14 protein-coding genes and 1 riboswitch are annotated in these 19,149 nt (G+C 53.9%); of the genes, 8 read left to right on the forward strand and 6 right to left on the reverse strand.

The features are described 5' to 3' along the window. The first annotated feature begins 161 nt into the window (after positions 1-161). The 4 genes from JQC75_RS02740 to JQC75_RS02755 all read left to right on the forward strand — a co-directional run bounded on the left by JQC75_RS02740 (position 162) and on the right by JQC75_RS02755 (position 7,381). On the forward strand, positions 162-3,842 hold the full coding sequence (locus tag JQC75_RS02740) for an ATP-binding protein (RefSeq protein ID WP_203325976.1): 3,681 nt from the start codon (positions 162-164) through the stop codon (positions 3,840-3,842). Next, a complete protein-coding gene (locus JQC75_RS02745; protein ID WP_203325977.1) occupies positions 3,842-4,513 on the forward strand; it encodes a hypothetical protein in 672 nt (223 codons plus the stop codon). Before JQC75_RS02740 ends, JQC75_RS02745 begins: the two co-directional genes overlap by 1 nt. After that, entirely contained in the window at positions 4,510-5,730 is a 1,221-nt protein-coding gene (locus JQC75_RS02750; protein ID WP_203325978.1) for a phosphoenolpyruvate carboxylase, read from the forward strand. Before JQC75_RS02745 ends, JQC75_RS02750 begins: the two co-directional genes overlap by 4 nt. Positions 5,731-6,136: 406 nt before the next feature. Continuing rightward, positions 6,137-7,381: a dicarboxylate/amino acid:cation symporter gene (locus tag JQC75_RS02755; RefSeq protein ID WP_203325979.1), complete on the forward strand. Its 1,245-nt coding sequence runs from the start codon at positions 6,137-6,139 to the stop codon at positions 7,379-7,381. Positions 7,382-7,844: 463 nt separating this feature from the next. Here the strand turns inward: JQC75_RS02755 and JQC75_RS02760 are convergent, their stop codons facing one another. The 3 genes from JQC75_RS02760 to JQC75_RS02770 all read right to left on the reverse strand — a co-directional run bounded on the left by JQC75_RS02760 (position 7,845) and on the right by JQC75_RS02770 (position 10,123). Next, positions 7,845-8,276, reverse strand: coding sequence for a hypothetical protein (locus JQC75_RS02760; RefSeq protein WP_203325980.1), 432 nt, complete (start codon positions 8,274-8,276; stop codon positions 7,845-7,847). 227 nt (positions 8,277-8,503) lie between these two features. Continuing rightward, on the reverse strand, positions 8,504-9,037 hold the full coding sequence (ppa, locus tag JQC75_RS02765; protein ID WP_203325981.1) for an inorganic diphosphatase: 534 nt from the start codon (positions 9,035-9,037) through the stop codon (positions 8,504-8,506). A 117-nt stretch (positions 9,038-9,154) separates the two neighbouring features. Next, entirely contained in the window at positions 9,155-10,123 is a 969-nt protein-coding gene (locus JQC75_RS02770; RefSeq protein ID WP_203325982.1) for a class 1 fructose-bisphosphatase, read from the reverse strand. Positions 10,124-10,628: 505 nt separating this feature from the next. On the opposite strand from JQC75_RS02770, the gene JQC75_RS02775 reads away from it, so the two are divergent. Beyond that, positions 10,629-12,836, forward strand: coding sequence for a S9 family peptidase (locus JQC75_RS02775; protein WP_239002128.1), 2,208 nt, complete (start codon positions 10,629-10,631; stop codon positions 12,834-12,836). A 183-nt stretch (positions 12,837-13,019) separates the two neighbouring features. On the opposite strand, the gene arcA is transcribed toward JQC75_RS02775, so the two are convergent. Then, positions 13,020-13,736: a two-component system response regulator ArcA gene (gene arcA / locus JQC75_RS02780; RefSeq protein ID WP_203325984.1), complete on the reverse strand. Its 717-nt coding sequence runs from the start codon at positions 13,734-13,736 to the stop codon at positions 13,020-13,022. A gap of 571 nt (positions 13,737-14,307) precedes the next feature. On the opposite strand from arcA, the gene JQC75_RS02785 reads away from it, so the two are divergent. The 3 genes from JQC75_RS02785 to JQC75_RS02795 all read left to right on the forward strand — a co-directional run bounded on the left by JQC75_RS02785 (position 14,308) and on the right by JQC75_RS02795 (position 17,637). Further along, entirely contained in the window at positions 14,308-14,784 is a 477-nt protein-coding gene (locus JQC75_RS02785) for a DUF3293 domain-containing protein (protein WP_203325985.1), read from the forward strand. An 83-nt stretch (positions 14,785-14,867) separates the two neighbouring features. Beyond that, positions 14,868-15,043: riboswitch (Lysine riboswitch) on the forward strand. A 132-nt stretch (positions 15,044-15,175) separates the two neighbouring features. Next, positions 15,176-16,534, forward strand: coding sequence for a lysine-sensitive aspartokinase 3 (gene lysC / locus JQC75_RS02790; RefSeq protein WP_203325986.1), 1,359 nt, complete (start codon positions 15,176-15,178; stop codon positions 16,532-16,534). Then, the gene (locus JQC75_RS02795) at positions 16,534-17,637 is read left to right on the forward strand and encodes a succinylglutamate desuccinylase/aspartoacylase family protein (RefSeq protein ID WP_203325987.1); all 1,104 of its coding nucleotides are present in this window, start codon (positions 16,534-16,536) and stop codon (positions 17,635-17,637) included. Before lysC ends, JQC75_RS02795 begins: the two co-directional genes overlap by 1 nt. Positions 17,638-17,702: 65 nt before the next feature. Here JQC75_RS02795 and asnC read toward each other — a convergent pair whose 3' ends face one another. Both asnC and rluA read right to left on the reverse strand, forming a co-directional pair. After that, positions 17,703-18,164: a transcriptional regulator AsnC gene (gene asnC, locus JQC75_RS02800; RefSeq protein WP_011758723.1), complete on the reverse strand. Its 462-nt coding sequence runs from the start codon at positions 18,162-18,164 to the stop codon at positions 17,703-17,705. A 78-nt stretch (positions 18,165-18,242) separates the two neighbouring features. Beyond that, on the reverse strand, positions 18,243-18,917 hold the full coding sequence (rluA, locus tag JQC75_RS02805; RefSeq protein WP_203327101.1) for a bifunctional tRNA pseudouridine(32) synthase/23S rRNA pseudouridine(746) synthase RluA: 675 nt from the start codon (positions 18,915-18,917) through the stop codon (positions 18,243-18,245). Positions 18,918-19,149 lie beyond the last annotated feature (232 nt).

Here is a 19,149-nt window from a genome sequence, read left to right on the forward strand (position 1 = left end):
GATTGCCATCCACGGGGCTTTCCTTTACCTTAATAATCCTTTCCCATGCGTTTGCTTGGCTCAGGTTTTTACCGCTAACGGCGCGTAATTCATCCATGGGCCCTGGCCGTCATTTCGGCCTCTTGCTGCCAACCGACGGTCGCTTTGCTTTAAGGATAAAGATGTCTAGCTTGCAACGAATCGTGCTTATCGACACCCACCTGCCCGGGGTGGTTGAGCTGGCCCTCGACGGCCATACCAATATCTGTGGTACCAATGCCTCTGGCAAGACCACGCTGCAACGCTTGGTGCCGGTGTTTTACGGCGAATACCCAAGCCGGGTGGTACCTTCCACCCGCGACAGTTTTGAGCGCTGGTACCTGCCCCACGACAGCAGCTTTATCATTTACGAATACCGCCGTGGCGATGGTCTCCTCTATCAGGCGGTATTAAGTTCCAACGGCGATGGCAAAGGTATCAGCTACCGCTTTATCGCCAAGGGCTTCGAGCTTGAAGATTATGTCAAGGCCCGCAACGGTGATACGCTCATTTGCCACACCGCCGCCGAGTTTGGCCGCGAAATGAAGCGTGCCGGCATTGCCCACACCAATCTGCTCAATACCCGCGAATATCGCGCCATTATTCAAAACGATCGCACCTTGCTGTCCAGTGGCACCAACAGGGTTGAGCTCAGAAGCTATGCCCGCCAGTTTGCCCTGTGCGATGCCGAGCACACCTTAAGGCACATCGAAAAACTCGCCAAGGCAGTGCACTCCAAAGAAGGCAAGATGGAAACCGTGAAGTCCATGATTGCCGCTATCCTGGAAGAAGACGGTGTAAATCCGCCTACCTCGCGCATCAATCCACAGCAGGTGGAAAACTGGATCCGTGAGTGTCAACTCATTGCCGGATTTGAAGAAATTCGCCCCGAGTTTGATAAGCTGGAGCAGGAGTTCAATCAATTGCTCTCCGCCGAGCTGCGTCTGGCCGGGCTGCACAAGGGCTACAAGGATGACGAAGTGCTGGAGGCCGAGCGTCTTGAGCGCAGTCAGACCGCCTCCAGGGAATACAATTTCCGCCTGCGTCAGCTCGATGACGAATGGAAGGAAAAGCGCGATGAGCTGAATCAGGAAATCTCTGCCGCCCGTGGCGATGTCAGCAAGTTCGAGCACGAGCTTGAGGTGATTGAAGATCAGCACGGCGCCTTCCTCGATGCCGATATCGAAACCGCTAAGGGCGACCTCGAGCAGCTGCCGCTGTGGCGCACCGACCTTGAAAACCTCACCGAGCGCCATAAGCTTCTCACCGACAAACATCAGGATGTGGAAGCGGCTTATAATGCCCGCCGTTCCAGGATTGTTGAGCAGCTAAACCGCGACCTTGAGGTGCTGGATCAGGAGCTGGATAAGCAGCGCGACGCCCGTGAGCGTCAGGCCGCGGCTGCCCGCAGCGATCTTGAAAAACTCGAGCAGTTCTGGCGCGATCAGCTGGAAGCGGGCAAGAACCGTTTCCGCGAAGAAGAATATGAGCTCAAGCTCGCCGCCTCTGAAGAAAAGCTGCGTCAGGACGCAGTGACCTACACCGAAGAGGAAAAGCTCAATCTGGCAGTGTTCGATGAGCGTATCGAACGTGCCGACGAAGAGCAGGAAGCCAGCAACGCCAACGTGGAGCGTCTGGCGCTGGAAGAGCGTCGTCTGCGCTCCCGCCGCGATCAGGCCAGCGAAGCCCTGCGCCTCGCCAGTATCCGTGTCAGCGAGCGCCAGAATGCCCTGGACGAGCTCAAGACCATGCTCTTTCCTCAGTCGCACACCCTGCTGGAATTTCTGCGTAAAGAAGCCCCCGGCTGGGAAGAGCACCTGGGGAAGGTGATTGCCCCCGAGCTGTTGCACCGCACCGATCTGCATCCTTTTAACGCTAACAGCGGCGCCGATGGCAATAGCCTGTTCGGCATAGGGCTGGACTTAAAGGCGCTGGATATTCCCGAGTATGCCCAGAGTGAGCAGGAGCTAAGAAGCCGTCTTGCCAAGGCCGAAGAAGCCCTCGGCAGTGCCCGCGAAGTGCAGGAGGCCGCCGAAGAGCAGCTGGTGACAATCAACGGAGAGTTGGAAAAGCTCTCCCGCGAACTCACTTTTGCCCGCACCGCCTTTAAAAACGCCCGTGAAGACCTGCGCCGTTTGTTCGATGAAAAACGCGCCGAGCAGGACAGGGTCAACAAGGCACTGGCCGAGCGTAAGCAGTTGGCCGGTAAGCGTTTGGTGAGTATTGAGCATCAGCTTAAACAGCTTGGCCGCGACCATCAGGACTGGCTGGAGGAGACCAAAGAAGAGTCCCTCGAAGCGCGGATGGAAAAGAATGCCTACTGGCAGGAAGTGGTGGGCGCACTGGATGCCCAGATTGCTTCGGTCAAGACGGGTATCGAGAGCCGCCGCGCCAACGCCAAGGCCGAAACCAAGGCCTGTGAACAGTGGTACAAAAACGAGCTTAAGTCCCGCGGTGTGGATGAAGACAAGATTGTGGGCCTCAAGGCCGATATCCGTACCCTCGAGCGCAGGATTGCCGATGCCGAAGGCCGCCGCGCCGACGTACTTCGCTACGAAGACTGGTATCAGCACACCTGGCTTAGCCGCAAGCCACGGCTCGCCGAAGAGCTGGCCAAGGTGCGCCGCGCCCAGTCGGAGCTGGAGCAGCAGCTCGCCCGTTTCTCAAGCGAGGTGAAAACCCAGCGCAGCGAACTGGAGTCGGGCCGCAAGGCCTCCGATGCCGCCCAGGTGGAAGCCTCGGAAAACCTCACCAAGCTGCGCTCATTGCTGCGTAAACTGGCCGACCTTAAGCTTTCGCCCACCGACGATGAGGCCCAGGGCAGCATTGGCGAGCGTTTGCGTCAGGGCGAAGAGTTACTGCTTAAACGCGACTATCTGGTGGGCTCGGTGAAGCAGTATGTAGAGCACTTCGATACCGTGATTGCCGCCAAGTCGGGCTCTGGCCTCGCCGAAACCTGGGAGCGTGCCCGGGAAGAGGCCACCTCCATCAACGACAAGGGCATCCGAATTCTGGATTACCGCAAGCTGGTGCCAAGCCTTGAGCAGCTTTTGAACGTGATGGTGCCCCAGTCGATTATGGCGCTGCGGGAGCAGGGGCGTATTTTCGGGGTGGATCTTACCGCCTTCTACGACGTGCTGGCCGACATCGACCGCCGTATCGCATCCCAGAGTGCCCGCATTACCCGCGAGGTGGGCGAGGAGCTGTTCCTGGATGGGGTGTCTGAATCTGCAGTACGTATTCGCTCGCGCATCAGCGAGCTTGAATTCTGGCCGGAGCTGGAAGTGTTCGTGGCCGCCTTCCGCCGCTGGAAGAGCGATGGCTTCGCTGGTCTGCCGGACGAGCATTACACCAACAGCATGCGCCGGGCGCTGGATATCATCGGCAAGGCGGCGCTCAGCGGCGGTATTTCCAAGCTGCTGGAAATCGAGCTGCGTCTGCGTGAAGGCAACTCGGATCTGATTATCCGCACCGACCGTCAGCTTAATGAATCTTCGAGCCACGGTATGGCGTATCTCATCCTGTGTAAGTTCCTGCTGGCCTTTACCCGCCTGCTGCGTGGCTCGGCACAGGTGACCGTGCACTGGCCCATCGACGAGCTGGGCACCTTGCACCACAACAACGTGAAAAAGATTTTTGATGCCTGCGAGAACAACAATATCTCGGTGCTGGGGGCTTTCCCGAACCCCGAGTCTGAGGTACTGAGCCTGTTTAAGAACCGCTATATCATCAACAAGCAAACCCGCAAGCTGCAGGTGGTGAAGCCCAAGAGCAATCCCATCGCCGATAAGCTGGCCAGCCGTATTTCCAGGGAGGCGGTGTAATGTCTGACGCAAACTTTTCAGGAACTGGTACAGGCACAGGCTTAGTGGGCCATGGTGCCCTGATTGAGCGATTGCTGCGGGGCGAGTTTATCTGCCGCGTCACTGACGAAGACGGCTGGCGTGCGCTTAAGTCGCCTGCCGTGCGTGAGCGTATCGAAACCTACCTCAATCAAATCAACCGCACTGTCGCCAGCGCTGGTGAGGGCGAGGTGTTTTTCTGCGGCTATGCCCAGCTCGGCGAGGCCGAGCGCAAGGTCATTTCCAGCCAGTTTAAGGACATCTGTCAGGCGCTCATTCCGCTGGTGGAGTGGCTGGTGTTGGTGCAGGAGGCCTCAGGCCAGGATGCGCCCCTTACCGAAGGTGCGCCCGTGCGCTTGACCGAACTCCAGGGCCGCATCGAAGAGACCCCGGCGTTTCGCGAGCAGCTTGGTAAACTCAGCCAGTACCGGCTGTTCGGTTCTACCTCAAGTAATGTCGATGCCCAGCTTAAGTTGGTATTCAAGCGTCTGGTGGAGCTTGGCTTCCTGACCCGTCCCAATGTGGAAAAACAAATCTACATCGCCACGGGTAAGCTTGATTATCTCTATGAAGTGATTCGCTTTATTGATGAAACCGAAGGGTTGAACCTGGAAGCGCAGGCCGAAACGGCTACCCAGAGGGAGCTGATATGAGTAGCAACCTGCACCAGTCAGGAGTGCGGCTGCTGAGGATGCTTGGCCGCCACGCCGAGACAGTGATGGATGTGTACCTGAGCGGCGCCGTGGACGAGGCCAACGCCGATGCCGGTGTGCTGAAAAAGCTCACCGAGGCAGGCATCCTGTGGCGCCCCGAGGAAGACGGGGGCTTGAGGCTTACCCGCAGCGTGCGGGCGCTGCTGGAAGAAGGCCTTAAAGATGAGCGCAATCGCCAGATTAACGCCAACGTAGGCTCGGCGCTTGCCACCATCAAGACCCTGGCCGACCACTACAAGGAGGCGCGCAGTCACTCGGACTACAGCGCCGCCGAGGCGTATTTGGCCGACCTCAGTGAGCATGTGTACGCCTTTACCGAAAACCTGCGTTATTCCATTCGTGTGCTCTGGGGGCGGATTAACAACGAGTTCGGTTATGTCGGTACCATCAGCGCCAAAATCCGCGAGAACGAACTGGCCCAGAGCCAGGTGTCTGAGCTCTTAAATGGCCTGGAGCTGTTTCAGTTCAGCGAACTTGGGGAAATCGCCTCAGATATCCGTGAGCTTCGAAAACTGCTGGTGACCACGTTGCAGGAGACCCTGAGTGACTGTACTCAGGAGCTCAGCGTGGTGCAGGCAAGGCTCCTTGAACTGCTTGGCCGCTTCCGGCAAATTCAGGGCCGTACCAGGCTGCTTAAGGGCTGGCTCTTGTACACCGACATGCACCCTGACTACGAGCCCATGGATCATGTGGCTCACCGCAAGGTGCCGATGCTCTTTAACCGCGCCGAGGCCATGCTGGCCGATGCCCATGTGGACGTGCATAACCAGAGCCAGGAGCAGGAGCTCATGGAGATGGTGGCACGCATCAAGTCCATCAGTCGCCTCGACGTTAAGCCTGCGGCCAAGGCGGCAGAAACAAGCGTGGTGCTGAGTGCAGCGGAAGACTTCGATATTCCGGAAAACCCGCTCAAGCAGGATGTGGAAGACTACTTTGTGGCGGTAATAGATTCAGGCAAGCGCCAGTCTGCGCTGGAATACCTGCAGGAAAAAGCCTTGCCCTGGGATTCAGAGAGCTGGATTTATCAGGTGATTGGCGGCTTTGAGGGCTTGAGCGAAGAGCATAAATCCTTCTTCGAACTGGAGCCTTTGGGTGAGCCTCATCCTGTGTATACCGGCAACTTTATTATCCGCGACGTGGAGCTGTGGCTCAGCTAGCCCCCTTGTTTTGCCAAGGCCACCTCAGGGTGGCCTTTTTACTGGCTGTAACATGGCGTGCTGGGCTGGCTGTGGCGGTGGATGCAGATAATTACTTAGTCAGGCAGGCTTCACCTGGCGTGATTAACTGTTTAATTCAGTATTCCTGGTTTTATTCACTGCCTGTTTTTAAGTGGTTGTTTTGGAAGTGTTTGCCTTTGGTAAAATTGGCTGCATCTGTGTAAAGGCGGAAATTTCTGCCTTTGAGTGTTAGCTGTTAAATATCAGTTGGTTATATTCTGCTTGTTACAGGGTTGCAGGATTGTGTCCATACATTTTCGTTGAAATTGCGGCTGGCATGTTTCACTATCCGGGAGCGCACGGGGCAGCAGACCCCAGACACAATAACAACACAGGCATTCAATCTATGTTCAAATCTCTGTCGGCCAGGATTTTCCTCGGCCTCGCTATCGGACTCCTGTCCGGCACTCTGGTGCAGTATGTGCTGCACGATATCGCTTTCTTCTCCGGCACCCTGGTTGAAATCGCCTCAGGCCTTGGCACCATGTTCGTCAATATGATCATGATGCTGGTGGTGCCGCTGGTGTTTGTCAGCATTGTTTGCGGTGTCTGTGAGCTTAAAGATCTCTCGAGTTTCGGCCGTCTCGGTGGCAAGACCTTCGGCTTTTACATCATCAATACCCTGGTCGCGATTTTTGCCGCGCTGACGGTTGCCCTGCTGCTGCAGCCCGGCAAGGGCGTGGACATGACCGGCGGCGGAGAGCTTGCCATTACCGCCACGGAACTACCGAGCCTGATGGCGCTGGTGGTGGACATAGTGCCCCGCAATCCGGTGGCGGCCTTTACGTCCGGCAATATGCTGCAGGTTATCTTTATGGCGCTACTGCTTGGCGGCGTCATCAAGTCGTTGGGTGAGCATGTGGCCGGCGCCGTATCGGCGTTCCAAACCGCCAATAAAATCATGATGAAGCTGATTTCGGTGGTGATGCATCTGGCGCCTATCGGTGTTGGTGCCCTGATGTTCAAACTGGGCGCTACCCTGGAAGCCGGGGTGTTCCTCAGTGTGATGGAATATCTGGTGCTTATTCTTGGCTTGCTGCTGCTGTGGATTTTCGTGGTCTACCCTTATGCGGTGCAGCTGTTCACTCCGGTGAAGGCCAGCGTGTTTCGCGAAAAAACCCAGGAGCAAATCCTGTTTTCTCTCTCTACCGCCAGCTCCAATGCCACCATTCCGGTGACCATGCGCACCCTCACCGAAAAACTCAAGGTGAACCGCGCCGTGGCCGGTTTTGGCGTGCCGCTGGGCGCCACCATGAACATGGGCGGTGTGTCCATTTACATCACAGTGGCGATTTTCTTTATCGCCAACGCCTTTGGCATGCCCATTACCATGGAGCAGTTGCCGGCGCTGGTATTCAGTATCTTCCTGCTTTCTGTTGGCGCCGGTGGCGTGCCCGGCGGCGGTATGGTGATGATTGGCGTGCTTATCCACCAGATGGGCCTGCCGGTGGAAGCCTTTGCGTTGGTGGCCGCGCTGGACCGTCTTATCGATATGGTGCTGACTTCCTGTAACGTGGTGGGCGACACCGCCGTGCTGACGATAGTGGATCAGACTGAGCGCCCCCATCAGGTCGCCAGCGATAATGACTGAGCTTTGCTTTAAGCGATGAGCCGACGTTAAGTCGGCTTTTGGCTCTTCATGCTATTGATCATTGTTAAGGCTGTGATAGCGCTGTTTGGTGTTTAAAATCGGGATTGCTAGCTTATCGCAACCGTCTGTTCACCGCTGTAGTATTAAATCCTGATGATTAATTATCGCTGATAACTAAATCAGCTGTTTCTTATTTCGCCACTCTGACAGGGGCTGAATACCAATAGCAGTTTAAAGCTAATTAAGCAGGCTCACTGCTTAATTAGCTTTTTGGGTTTACGATGAAGTGATTATTCAGTGATGTATGTTAATTGTTTTATTTTAAGCCGATCGCAGTGAAAGGAACCGGCTTATATTAACAATTGATTGGCGTAAATAATAAGTCGCGTTTTATTCATGCGCCCTTATTGCTTAAAGTCGATAGAAAATATACCAACAAAATGCATCAATGAACTGGCGTTGGTTAGAGTTTACAGCTTGCTGAAAAAGCAGTGAGATTGCTCTTGTGCTTATCAAGATTCAATTGTGAGATAGCCGTATTCCCAGTACGAAAAGAAATGGCTTCAAGGGTCAACTCAGCGTGCTCTTGGTTTGTAATTGATTGAATCCAGTCGACATTTGTTTCACTGGTGAATTTCCGAATGCTTGATTCACCGTAGAGTTTCGCCACAACATGTTTCTTATCCTGAATGATAAGACTGCTCTTGTCCTGTGATAGAGCAAATACCTTAGGCAGGGTGAGAGCGACAGATAAAGCTTGAGTTGACTTTATACAGCTCAATTCAAGCTCGAGATCGGTTTGTACCAATCTAATACTGTTGTCCGCAGCAAATACCAGTTGGATTGGCAGAATTACGCCTGCTAGAGCACTGAAACGTCGCAGCACTTGGTACATCCTTATTACCTGATGAAGGGATATTGGCTAAACCTAAGTAGAGGATTTAGTCTAACAGGCGTATTTTATTGATTTTTTGACAGCAGTCAAAAGTTTGACATCGGATTATTGAAAAATGATGCTCGATATTGTGCGGTTTATTTGAATTTCAATTTAATAGTTGATTTCGTGCACAAAAAAAAGCCGATCCCGGAATGCCGGGGTCGGCTTTTTCACAAACAGGCAGATTAGGCTTGCTTGTTGTAGCGCTCGGCGCTGGTGAGGATTTCTTCGCGGGCAGCGGCGGCGTCTTCCCAGCTCTCAACCTTCACCCACTTGCCGGTTTCCAGATCCTTGTAGTGTTCGAAGAACTGCTTAATCTGGGCCTTCAGCAGGGCTGGCAGGTCGTTCACGTCCTGAATGTGGCCGTATTCTTTGGACACTTTCTCGTGCGGAACAGCAACCACTTTGGCGTCTTCACCTGACTCGTCGGTCATTTTCAGCACGCCAACAGGGCGACAACGGATCACGCTGCCAGGCTGCAGTGGGTACTGGGTAGGTACCAGCACGTCAACGGGGTCACCGTCCAGGCTCAGAGTCTGGTTCACATAACCGTAGTTGCAAGGATAGAACATAGGAGCAGTCATGATGCGGTCAACAAACAGGGCGCCGCTGTCCTTGTCCACTTCGTACTTGATAGGATCGTGGTTCTGTGGGATCTCGATGATTACATAGATATCATCTGGCAGGGATTTGCCCGCTGGCACTGCATTCAAGCTCATTTTCATATCCTTTAACGGTATTGAAATCAGATTTCAGAAAATCGGTTGGCGCGTATTATAGCGCGATTTGGCGGCTTGCCAATCAAAGGCCGCCGCCATCGGACTAAAGGCTAAGCCTCATGCCCCGGCGTGGTAACCCAGACAGACGTCCACCTCGTTGGCCGAGCCCAAAATTACCGCCACACGTTGGTGAATTTCGCTTGGTGTTATGTCCAGAATGGTCTCATAGCCGGTGCTGGCTTTGCCGCCCGCCTGTTCAACCAAAAACGCCATAGGGTTGGCTTCGTACATCAGGCGCAGCTTGAATGGCTTTTTGGGATCCTTGGTGTCTGTGGGGTAGGTGAACAGGCCACCGCGGCACAGCACCCGGTGCACATCGCCCACCATGGCTGCAATCCAGCGCATGTTGAAGTTCTTGCCACGTGGTCCTTCTTTGCCCTTGAGCAAATCGGCAATGTAGGCCTGCATGCCCGGCTCCCAGAAGCGCTGGTTGGACATATTGATGGCGAACTCGCCGGTGTCTTTACTTATTTGTACGCCGTCTACGGTCAGCAGATAGTCTCCACTTACCGGGTCGAGGGTAAAGAGCTGCACGCCCTGACCTGTGGTCAGTGCCAACATGGTGGATGGGCCGTAGAGCACGTAACCTGCCGCCAGCTGCTTGCGACCGGATTGCAGGAAGCTTTGCTCTCTCACCTCACCGCTTGGTGCTGGCAGGACCGAGAAAATGGTGCCCACCAGGGAATTGATGTCGATGTTGGATGAACCGTCCAGTGGGTCGAAGCACACCAGAAACTGACCGTCCTGGGCCAGTGGCACTATCTCATCTTCTTCTTCAGAGGCCAGCGCCTTCACCGAGCCCTGGGCAGCCAGTGCGTCTTTCAGCATGTCGTTGGTGATAACGTCGAGCTTTTTCTGATCTTCACCCTGCACGTTTTCGGTGCCGGCCACGCCCAGCACGCCGGCAAGGGCGCCACGGCGCACGGCCTGGCTGATGTCTTTGGAGGTGTTTGCCAACACGGTTAGCAGGCTGGCGAGTTCCTTACTGATAGCGCTTTGTTCGAGGGATTGGGACAGGGTCTGCATCTTGTGTCCTTCTGGTTAGACAAATTTGGGGAGGTCTTTGGAATAATTCTGGCGCTAATGATACCCGAGATTGGTGACATTTTCAGTGGCCTTTGCCATTGGCTATTACTTTGGCAGGGACAAAGTTTTCGGGCAGAATGGTTGGCTTATCTAAGGAAGGTGCGAATAAGTCCCGTGCTTGCTCTGCGTGTGCTTAGAGTGGATAGATGCAAGGCACAGTTCGCAGCGAATGGCCCTAGTCCTTCGCAAGAACTGTAACGCAGCAGATACCTCTGTAAGTCATGCCCTGCGGGGCTTTGATAGCAACACCATTTCGGCGTTATTCAACTTCAGCAGGCCTCGGCATGCCCTCAGTTGAATGCCTTGAACTGTCGCTGCTATCAAAGCCAGAGCTGTGCGACGACTTGTTCGCACCTTCCCTAAACAGCCGACAGCTGTTTAGAAATACACACCTCACGAACCACACATGGAACAAACAATGATTAAAAAAATCGTGGCTTCATTGATGCTGGCGGGCGTGGCCGTCTCCATTCAGGCGGCGCCGGCCTTCCCGGGCGCAGGCACTGAGCCTCTGGCAATCGAACGCATGTATGCATCCCCGGCGCTGGCGGGCAGTAGCCCACGTGGTCTGGCCCTGTCTCCCGATGGCAGCAAGGTTACCTTTTTGAAGGGCCGCGCCGACAATCAGCACTTTTACGATCTCTGGCAGATGGACGTGGCGAGCGGCAAGGTAAGCCTGCTGCTGGATGCCGACAAACTGGCAGGTGGCGAGCTTTCCGATGAAGAAAAGGCTCGCCGCGAGCGTCAGCGCATTTATGGCCAGGGCATTATGGAATACTTCTGGGCCAAAGACGGTGAGGCGCTGCTGATCCCGGCCGCTGGGCAGCTGTATTACTTCACACCCAATAGCGGCGATGTGCGCCTGCTCGCCACCGGCGAAGGCTTTGCCACCGACGCCAAGCTGTCACCCAAGGGCAAGTATGTCTCCTTTATTAAGGAGCAAAACCTCTATGTGTATGAATTGGCGAGCAATAAGCTTACTCAGCTGACCAAGGACGGTGGCGGCGCCATCAAAAACGGCATGGCTGAGTTTGTGGCCCAGGAAGAAATGGACCGCATGACCGGCTACTGGTGGGCGCCTGACGAAGCGCGCATCGCCTTTACCCGTATCGACGAGTCGCCGGTGGAGCTGGTGACCCGCAATGAAATCTATGCCGATGGCATTAAGCTCACCGAGCAGCGCTACCCCTATGCCGGTAAGGCCAACGTGGAAATCGCCCTGGGGATTGTCACCCTGGATGGCGGCAACACCAACTGGGTAGACCTTGGCAAAGAGAAAGACATTTACCTGCCGCGGGTGAAGTGGCTGCCAAACAGCACTGAGCTCAGCTTCCAATGGCAGAGCCGTGACCAGCAGACCCTGGAGCTTCGTAAAGTGGCGGTGGACAAACCCGGCAAGAGTCAGCTGCTGGTGAAGGAAACCAGCAAGGCCTGGGTAAACCTCAATAACGACCTGCGCTTTTTAAAAGAGAGCGGCGATTTTCTTTGGGCCTCAGAACGCGATGGTTACAACCATATTTACCTGTTCGATGCCAAGGGTAAGGTGAAACGTCAGCTTACCAAGGGTGACTGGACCGTAGATGAAATTGCTTACGTTGATGAAACAGCCGGTATTGTTTACTTCAGTGGTCGCAAGGACAAGGTCACCGAGCGTCATCTGTACCGGGTGAGCCTCAAGGGCGGCGAGATTGAACGGCTCTCAACTGCGGCCGGTATGCACGGCACCGTATTTGCCGAAAACAGCCCAGTGTATTTGGATTACTTCAACAGCCTGTCGCAACCGCCGCAGGTGAGTTTGCATGATGCGGCCGGTAAGTATCTGGCCTGGGTAGAAGAAAACGCCGTGAAGGACGGCCATCCACTGTATCCCTTTGCTGGCCTGTGGCAGCTGCCCGAGTTTGGCACGCTGAAGGCTGACGATGGTCAGGCGCTGCATTACCGTTTGTTCAAGCCGGTAAACTTTGATGCCAGCAAAAAATATCCCGTGGTGGTGCGGGTTTACGGTGGTCCCCATGCTCAGCTGGTGACCAACAGCTGGAGCGAGCAGGATTACTTTACCCAATATTTGCTGCAAAACGATTATCTGGTATTTCAGCTGGATAACCGCGGCTCGGCCCATCGCGGTACTAAGTTCGAGTATGTGATCTATCAGAATCTTGGTGATGCTGAGGTGCGTGACCAGATGGCGGGAGTGGATTACCTGCGCACGCTTCCCTTTGTTGCTGGCGACAAAGTGGCGATTTATGGCCACAGCTACGGCGGTTATATGGCGTTGATGAGTCTCTTTAAGGCGCCAGGTCACTTTAAAGCGGCCATTTCCGGTGCCCCTGTAACAGATTGGCGCCTTTACGATACCCATTACACCGAGCGCTACATGGGTCATCCGGAACGCAATAACGAAGGCTACGACAAGGCGAGCGTGTTTCCCCATGTTGGCGGTTATCAGGGCGGGCTCTTGATGTATCACGGTATGGCCGATGATAACGTGCTGTTTGAAAACTCGACCCGGGTTTACAAGGCGCTGCAGGACGAAGGAAAGCTGTTCCGTATGGTGGATTACCCCGGCTCCAAGCATTCGATGCGTGGCGAGAAGGTACGCACCCACCTGTATCGCACCCTGGCGGACTTCCTGGATACTGAGCTCAAGCGTTAACCTGGCTGCAGCTTAAGCACTTAGTTTAGCCCACTGAAAAGGCCTGTCGATGACAGGCCTTTTTTTGATGCTTGTTGGTACTACTCGAGTAAGCTTGTCGCGCTTCAGCCAATGACCGCTTGATAAAATTCAGCCAATAAAAAAGCCAATCCGAAGATTGGCTTTTTTGTTCAGGGTTAACCCTTACTCGTCCAGGTTACCGCAGAAGCGATAGCCTTCACCGTGGATAGTGGCAATGATTTCCGGCGTGTCCGGCTGGCTTTCGAAGTGCTTGCGGATACGACGGATAGTCACGTCTACGGTACGGTCATGTGGTTTGAGTTCACGGCCGGTCATCTTCATCAAAAGATCGGCGCGGCTCAGGATCTTGCCTGGGTTTTCAACGAAGTGCAGCATTGCACGGAATTCGCTGCGTGGCAGTTTATAAGACTCACCGGATGGGCTGACCAGAGAGCGGCTGTTGATTTCCAGGCTCCAGTCATTGAAACGATAAACCTCGACCGCGGCTCTTTCTTCGACTTCGGCGCCAGCGCTATTGACGCGAGTCAGAAGGTTACGGGCACGAATGGTCAGCTCACGTGGGTTGAACGGCTTGGTAATATAATCGTCCGCGCCAATTTCAAGACCCAGGATCTTGTCCACTTCGTTATCACGGCCAGTCAGGAAGATCAGGCCAATGTTGTTGATTTCACGCAGTTCGCGCGCCAACAACAGACCGTTTTTACCCGGCAGGTTGATATCCATCACCACCAGGTTGATCTTGTTTTCCTGCAAGGCTTTATGCATTTCTGCGCCATCGTTGGCCTCAGTCACCACATATCCCTCGGCCTCAAAAATACTTCTTAATGTATTACGGGTAACGGCTTCGTCTTCTACGATCAGAATGTGCGGATTTTGCATAATCAAGTACCTAAATTTAAAACAAATCTGTGCTAATCGGGTGTGTCGGCTGGCTGTCAGCCAGGCCCTGCTTTTTTATTCCGGCAAGACCCAAATAACCTGAGGAGGTAAAGAGACAACGCCTTAGAGGCACACTCTACGACTAGTTCAATAATCTTTCCGCAGGGGAAAGTGCGAACTGTACCCACTTCGATAAAAAACAACTTGCTGAAGTTCCCAAGTCGTTATTTTTTTTCAAAGTATAAATGTTAAATTGAATATGGATCACATTTTGTACAGTTGTTTAGCCAAGTTACTGACATCAGCGGAAAATCTGTAACAGCCTGTATCAAATGAACGGCTGGATGATTTGGATGGCTAACGCTGTCAATTGTACTCGTTTTAGGCATTTGTTAACAATTGAAATGTTAACAAATCCATTGTGGCAGCCGATTAATTATCATTAATATTAATTATGTTTTTGAAAAATATATGAATATACGCTTATTGAAATGAGATCCAGCTCACAAGGCTAGGCAGCGTAACAGAGTCTGCTAAACTAGCTCAGGTTCTTTTGCATGATTATCACGACATGGAAAATCATTCTCACACGCTCTGGAACATCTATCAGTCGGCAAGTTTCTTGTTGACTCAACACCTTTCTCCACACGCACACTTTGCCATTATCACTGCCTACAACCCCTTGGGTGAACTTCTGGATGCCTGCCAAAACCGTTTGCTTGACCGGCAACTGTTAAGGGATATAGAAGCGTTGGGCGTGCCTTATCGCGCCCTTATTGGCACCAATGATCAGCTGTCCCACATGGAAAAAAGCTGGGCTGTGTTTTTGGAGCAAGAGGACAGTATCCGTTTGGCCCATAAATACCGGCAAAATGCGCTCTACTATGTGATGCAGGACGAGCTGATGTTGCTTCCTTGCCGGATGGGCAGCGCACCGCAGACATTGGGGTCGTTCCGCTCCCGGGTGAGACTGGTGCATGAGCTGCCTGAGTTGGTGCCAACCGACGGGGCAGAAGGTCAGGCATCATTGGGATTCCAGTTTCTGTGAACACAGCATTTTTTCAACTTGCATAATTTCGCATTGACTTGAATACCGCTTTATTGCTACTTTTTTCGTCCCTTCCCCGCGGAAGGCACAGAAGAGGAGCGCCAACTAGGTAGCAGGTTTGAGGAGCAATCACTCCAAAGACGGCCTGTGAGGGAGATTGGCGCCGAGGCGAAACCGCTTGCTTGAGTGCGTTTTGTCGGTCGTTCAGGCTGAATCCTGACGATTGTCACCTGTTAATTGGTGGAGAGCTTCTGGTGACGATCGCTTTTCCCTCCTTTTGGGGTGCCGTATCTTTGCACCAGGCTCTTCGAACGAAGTCAGTTCGGAGATTACTCATGAAAACCCGTTTTACCTTGAATGTCGCTGTCTTCCACTCGATGGAGGTGTGCTGATGTCTCTGGTTGTAGCCAAGTTCGGTGGCACCTCGGTCGCCGATTTCAATGCCATGTCACGCTGCGCCGCCATAGTGTTGGCCAATCCTGCTACCCGTTTGGTGGTGGTCAGTGCATCCAGCGGTGTGACCAATCTGCTGGTGGAACTGACCCAGGCCACAGTCACCGATGAGCGTCGGCTGCAGCTGCTAAAGCAGATTGCCCAAATTCAATACGCCATCCTCGATAAGCTGGAGCGCCCTCAGGATGTGGCAGCCGCCCTCGATGCCCTGTTGTCGCGCATTGCCAGCTTGAGCGAGTCATTGGTGCTCAATCGCAGCAAAGCCATCATGGATGAGCTCTTGTCCATGGGAGAGCAATGTTCCGCGCTGCTGTTTTCGGCGGTACTGAGGCAGCAAGGTGCCAAGAGCAGCAGTTTCGATGTGCGTCAGGTTATGCGAACCGACAGCCACTTCGGCCGCGCCGAGCCGCAGATTGAAGACATAGCGATGCTGGCCAGGGATTTCCTGCAGCCATTGCTCGAACGGGACATAGTGGTGACACAGGGCTTTATCGGTGCCGATGCCGAAGGCCGCACTACTACCCTGGGCCGTGGTGGCAGCGATTATTCCGCTGCGCTGTTGGCAGAAGCTCTGCGTGCGGACGCGGTAGAGATTTGGACCGATGTGGCGGGTATTTACACCACAGATCCCCGTTTGGCCCCCAACGCCAGACCCATTGCCGAAATCAGTTTTAACGAAGCGGCCGAAATGGCTACTTTCGGTGCCAAGGTATTGCACCCTGCCACCATTTTGCCGGCCGTACGTCAGCAAATTCAGGTGTTTGTAGGTTCAAGCCGCGAACCTGAAAAGGGCGGCACCTGGATCCGCCATCAGGTGGAGAATCCCCCAATTTACCGCGCCGTGGCCGTGCGCCGCGACCAGACGCTGCTGAACCTGCACAGCCTGCAAATGCTCCATGCCCGTGGTTTTTTGGCTGAGACCTTTGCAACCCTGGCACGTCATAAAATCTCGGTTGACCTTATCACCACCTCAGAAGTAAACGTGTCACTGACGCTGGATAAAACCGGCTCGGACTCCACTGGCAGCGGTTTACTCAGTGAAGCCTTACTGCAGGAACTGTCCCAACATTGCCGGGTGCGGGTTGAGGACAACCTCGCGCTGGTGGCCATTATCGGTAACCGTATCGCCAGCACGCCGGGGATTTGTCGACAGGTGTTTACCGTGCTCGAAAACCATAATGTGCGGATGATTTGCCAGGGCGCGAGCCCCCATAACCTGTGCGTGCTGGTGGCCGAGAGTGAAGCGGCACAGGTCGTGAAGGCACTGCACGAGAATCTGTTTGAAGGTCAGGCATAATGCGGGTCGATAAACACGACGTTCGGGTGGGTGAGCTGGCTGCGGGTCAGCCACTGTCTTTGCCTGTGTATCGCTTTAAAGGCAAGGGTGCAGGACCCAGTGTCTATATTCAGGCCAACGTCCATGGCGCCGAGGTGCAGGGCAATGCGGTGATCTATCAGCTGATGAAACTCCTTGAGCACTATGAGCTTTTTGGGGATATCAGTCTGGTGCCGCTGGCAAACCCACTGGGTATTAACCAAAAAAGCGGCGAGTTTACCCTTGGCCGTTTCGACCCTATTACCGGGGTGAACTGGAACCGCGAGTATCTGGACCATGGGTTTAATATTGAGGTCTGGTATCAGGAGCACGCCCATCTGGATGACGGGTCGCTTATCACTGCGTTTCGCGCCACCCTGGTCGAAGAGTGTGCCCGCAGACTGAATAATCCCTGGGGTGTGACCACAGGGCACAGGCTTGCGGTAACCCTGCAATCCATGGCCCACAAGGCCGACATAGTGCTCGACCTGCATACCGGCCCCAAGTCATGTAAACATCTGTATTGCCCGGAATATGAGCGCAGTGCTGCTCAGTATTTCTCAATCCCCTACACCTTGCTCATACCCAACAGCTTTGGCGGCGCCATGGATGAAGCGGCTTTTGTTCCCTGGTGGACACTGGCTGAGGTGGCCTCCATCCATGGTCGTGAACTGGGGGTTAAGGTCTCGGCGTTAACCCTGGAGCTTGGCAGTCAGGAGCGTATTGACCTCGACGATGCGCTGGAAGACGCAGAAGGTATTCTGGCTTACCTCAGTCATCGCGGTGTTATAGCCGAAACTGTGCCGCCCAAGCCCATGAAACGCTATGGCTGTTTCCTGAAAAACTACCGCAAGTTTCATGCTCCCAAGGCGGGCATGGTGGAATACCTTGGCAAGGTGGGCGTGCCGATGAAGGCCAGTGAACCTCTGGTGAACCTGTTAAGACTGGATCTTTACGGGACAGGTGAAGAGCTGACTGTGCTGCGTCTACCGGAAGATGGGGTCCCCATACTGCATTTTGCCTCGGCTTCGGTGCATCAGGGGACAGAGCTTTATAAGGTGATGACCAAGGTCTTTGAGCTGTAAGCAGATGGTTGGCGATAAAAAAACACCGGACTTAAGTCCGGTGTTTTTTTATCGTGCCATTTCAATCAGGGTTTTACCGCCCGCACTATGGGGTTTTGCAGACTTATCAGGGTCTCAGTGGACTGAATTTCGGCGATGGACTGGATGCGATTAATCAGCACATGTTGCAGGCTGTCGATGGACTGGCACATGACTTTCACGAAGATGCTGTAGTTGCCCGTGGTGTAGTAGGCCTCTACCACTTCTTCCAACGCGTTGAGTTTGGAAATGGCGGCAGGGTAGTCACCGGCACTTTTAAGGTTGATACCAATAAAACAGCAAACGTCGTAACCCAGGGCTTTGGGATTTACAGTGATTTGGGCGCCGGTAATGATGCCGGCCTGCTTCATCTTTTCTACCCGCACATGGATGGTGCCGGCGCTGACCCCAAAGCGCTTTGCCAACTCCGCAAAGGGAGTGCGGGCATCGGCCATCAGGGCCTCGAGGATCTGATTGTCCAACTGATCGCGCTGAAATGATGTATCCACTGCTAACTGCTCTAACTACCGAATGATTGAACAATAATTTACGGGCTTCAGTGTTTTTTTTCCAGTGAAAAGGTGGCTTTACTGGTTAGCCGTTGCTTCAGCGAAGGGAACTTCGGCATTGAAGGTCAGTGCCTCGCCGCTGTAAGGATGGGTGAAGCTTAAACTGGCGGCATGAAGCAGTAAGCGATCGGCAAGTGACTTCGCCAGTGGGTCGGCATAAAAGCCGTCACCGAGAATGGCATGCCCCAAGGCCATCATGTGTACCCTGAGTTGATGACTGCGGCCGGTAACGGGTGTCAGCCTTACCAGAGTCGAGCGTTTACCATAGCTGATGACTTCAACATGGGTGAGGGAGGGTTTACCAATCTCATGGTCCACTTTCTGCTTGGGTCTGTTGGGCCAATCACAAATCAGCGGCAAATCAACGCTGCAATTGGCTTTCACATGGCCTGCCACCCGGGCAAAGTAAATTTTATGGGTTTCGCGGTCGCGAAATTGGCGTTTGAGCTCAACCTCAGCACTCTTTCGCAGGGCATAAACCATGACGCCGGAGGTCGCCATATCGAGGCGGTGAACCACCTGGCTATTGGGATGTTCGGCCTTAATCCGACTCCAGGCGCTGTCATGGTGGATGGGATCCCGGCCGGGTACCGACAATAAGCCGCTGGGCTTATTGATCACTATGATGTCCTTGTCCTGATGCAATATATCCAGCCAGGGGGTGGTGGGTGGATTGTAGCTGAAATCGTCCATCATGGTTCTCGGTACGGCCTTAGGGGCGCTTAAGATACCCAAGGGGGCAAAGGGCGGCAAGCATAAAGCAGGCTTTCTTGGTTCTTTGCTTCCACTCCTTCGCCGATATTGATTAAATAACACAAAAATAAAGACTGAGTAACAAAGCGAACAGCATGTTTAATAATAAAAAATACCGCCTCGGCCCCTACATGGTTATCCCTGAGCGGTGTGTAATAACCAACAATGGTTC

It is taken from the genome of Shewanella litorisediminis, from assembly GCF_016834455.1.
Taxonomy (GTDB): Bacteria; Pseudomonadota; Gammaproteobacteria; order Enterobacterales; family Shewanellaceae; genus Shewanella; species Shewanella litorisediminis.

Coding starts and splice junctions, on each gene's coding strand:
- JQC75_RS02740 (WP_203325976.1), top strand. CDS start 162: ATGTCTAGCTTGCAACGAATCGTGCTTATCGACACCCACCTGCCCGGG.
- JQC75_RS02745 (WP_203325977.1), top strand. CDS start 3,842: ATGTCTGACGCAAACTTTTCAGGAACTGGTACAGGCACAGGCTTAGTG.
- JQC75_RS02750 (WP_203325978.1), top strand. CDS start 4,510: ATGAGTAGCAACCTGCACCAGTCAGGAGTGCGGCTGCTGAGGATGCTT.
- JQC75_RS02755 (WP_203325979.1), top strand. CDS start 6,137: ATGTTCAAATCTCTGTCGGCCAGGATTTTCCTCGGCCTCGCTATCGGA.
- JQC75_RS02760 (WP_203325980.1), bottom strand. CDS start 8,276: ATGTACCAAGTGCTGCGACGTTTCAGTGCTCTAGCAGGCGTAATTCTG.
- ppa (WP_203325981.1), bottom strand. CDS start 9,037: ATGAGCTTGAATGCAGTGCCAGCGGGCAAATCCCTGCCAGATGATATC.
- JQC75_RS02770 (WP_203325982.1), bottom strand. CDS start 10,123: ATGCAGACCCTGTCCCAATCCCTCGAACAAAGCGCTATCAGTAAGGAA.
- JQC75_RS02775 (WP_239002128.1), top strand. CDS start 10,629: ATGCTGGCGGGCGTGGCCGTCTCCATTCAGGCGGCGCCGGCCTTCCCG.
- arcA (WP_203325984.1), bottom strand. CDS start 13,736: ATGCAAAATCCGCACATTCTGATCGTAGAAGACGAAGCCGTTACCCGT.
- JQC75_RS02785 (WP_203325985.1), top strand. CDS start 14,308: ATGGAAAATCATTCTCACACGCTCTGGAACATCTATCAGTCGGCAAGT.
- lysC (WP_203325986.1), top strand. CDS start 15,176: ATGTCTCTGGTTGTAGCCAAGTTCGGTGGCACCTCGGTCGCCGATTTC.
- JQC75_RS02795 (WP_203325987.1), top strand. CDS start 16,534: ATGCGGGTCGATAAACACGACGTTCGGGTGGGTGAGCTGGCTGCGGGT.
- rluA (WP_203327101.1), bottom strand. CDS start 18,917: ATGGACGATTTCAGCTACAATCCACCCACCACCCCCTGGCTGGATATA.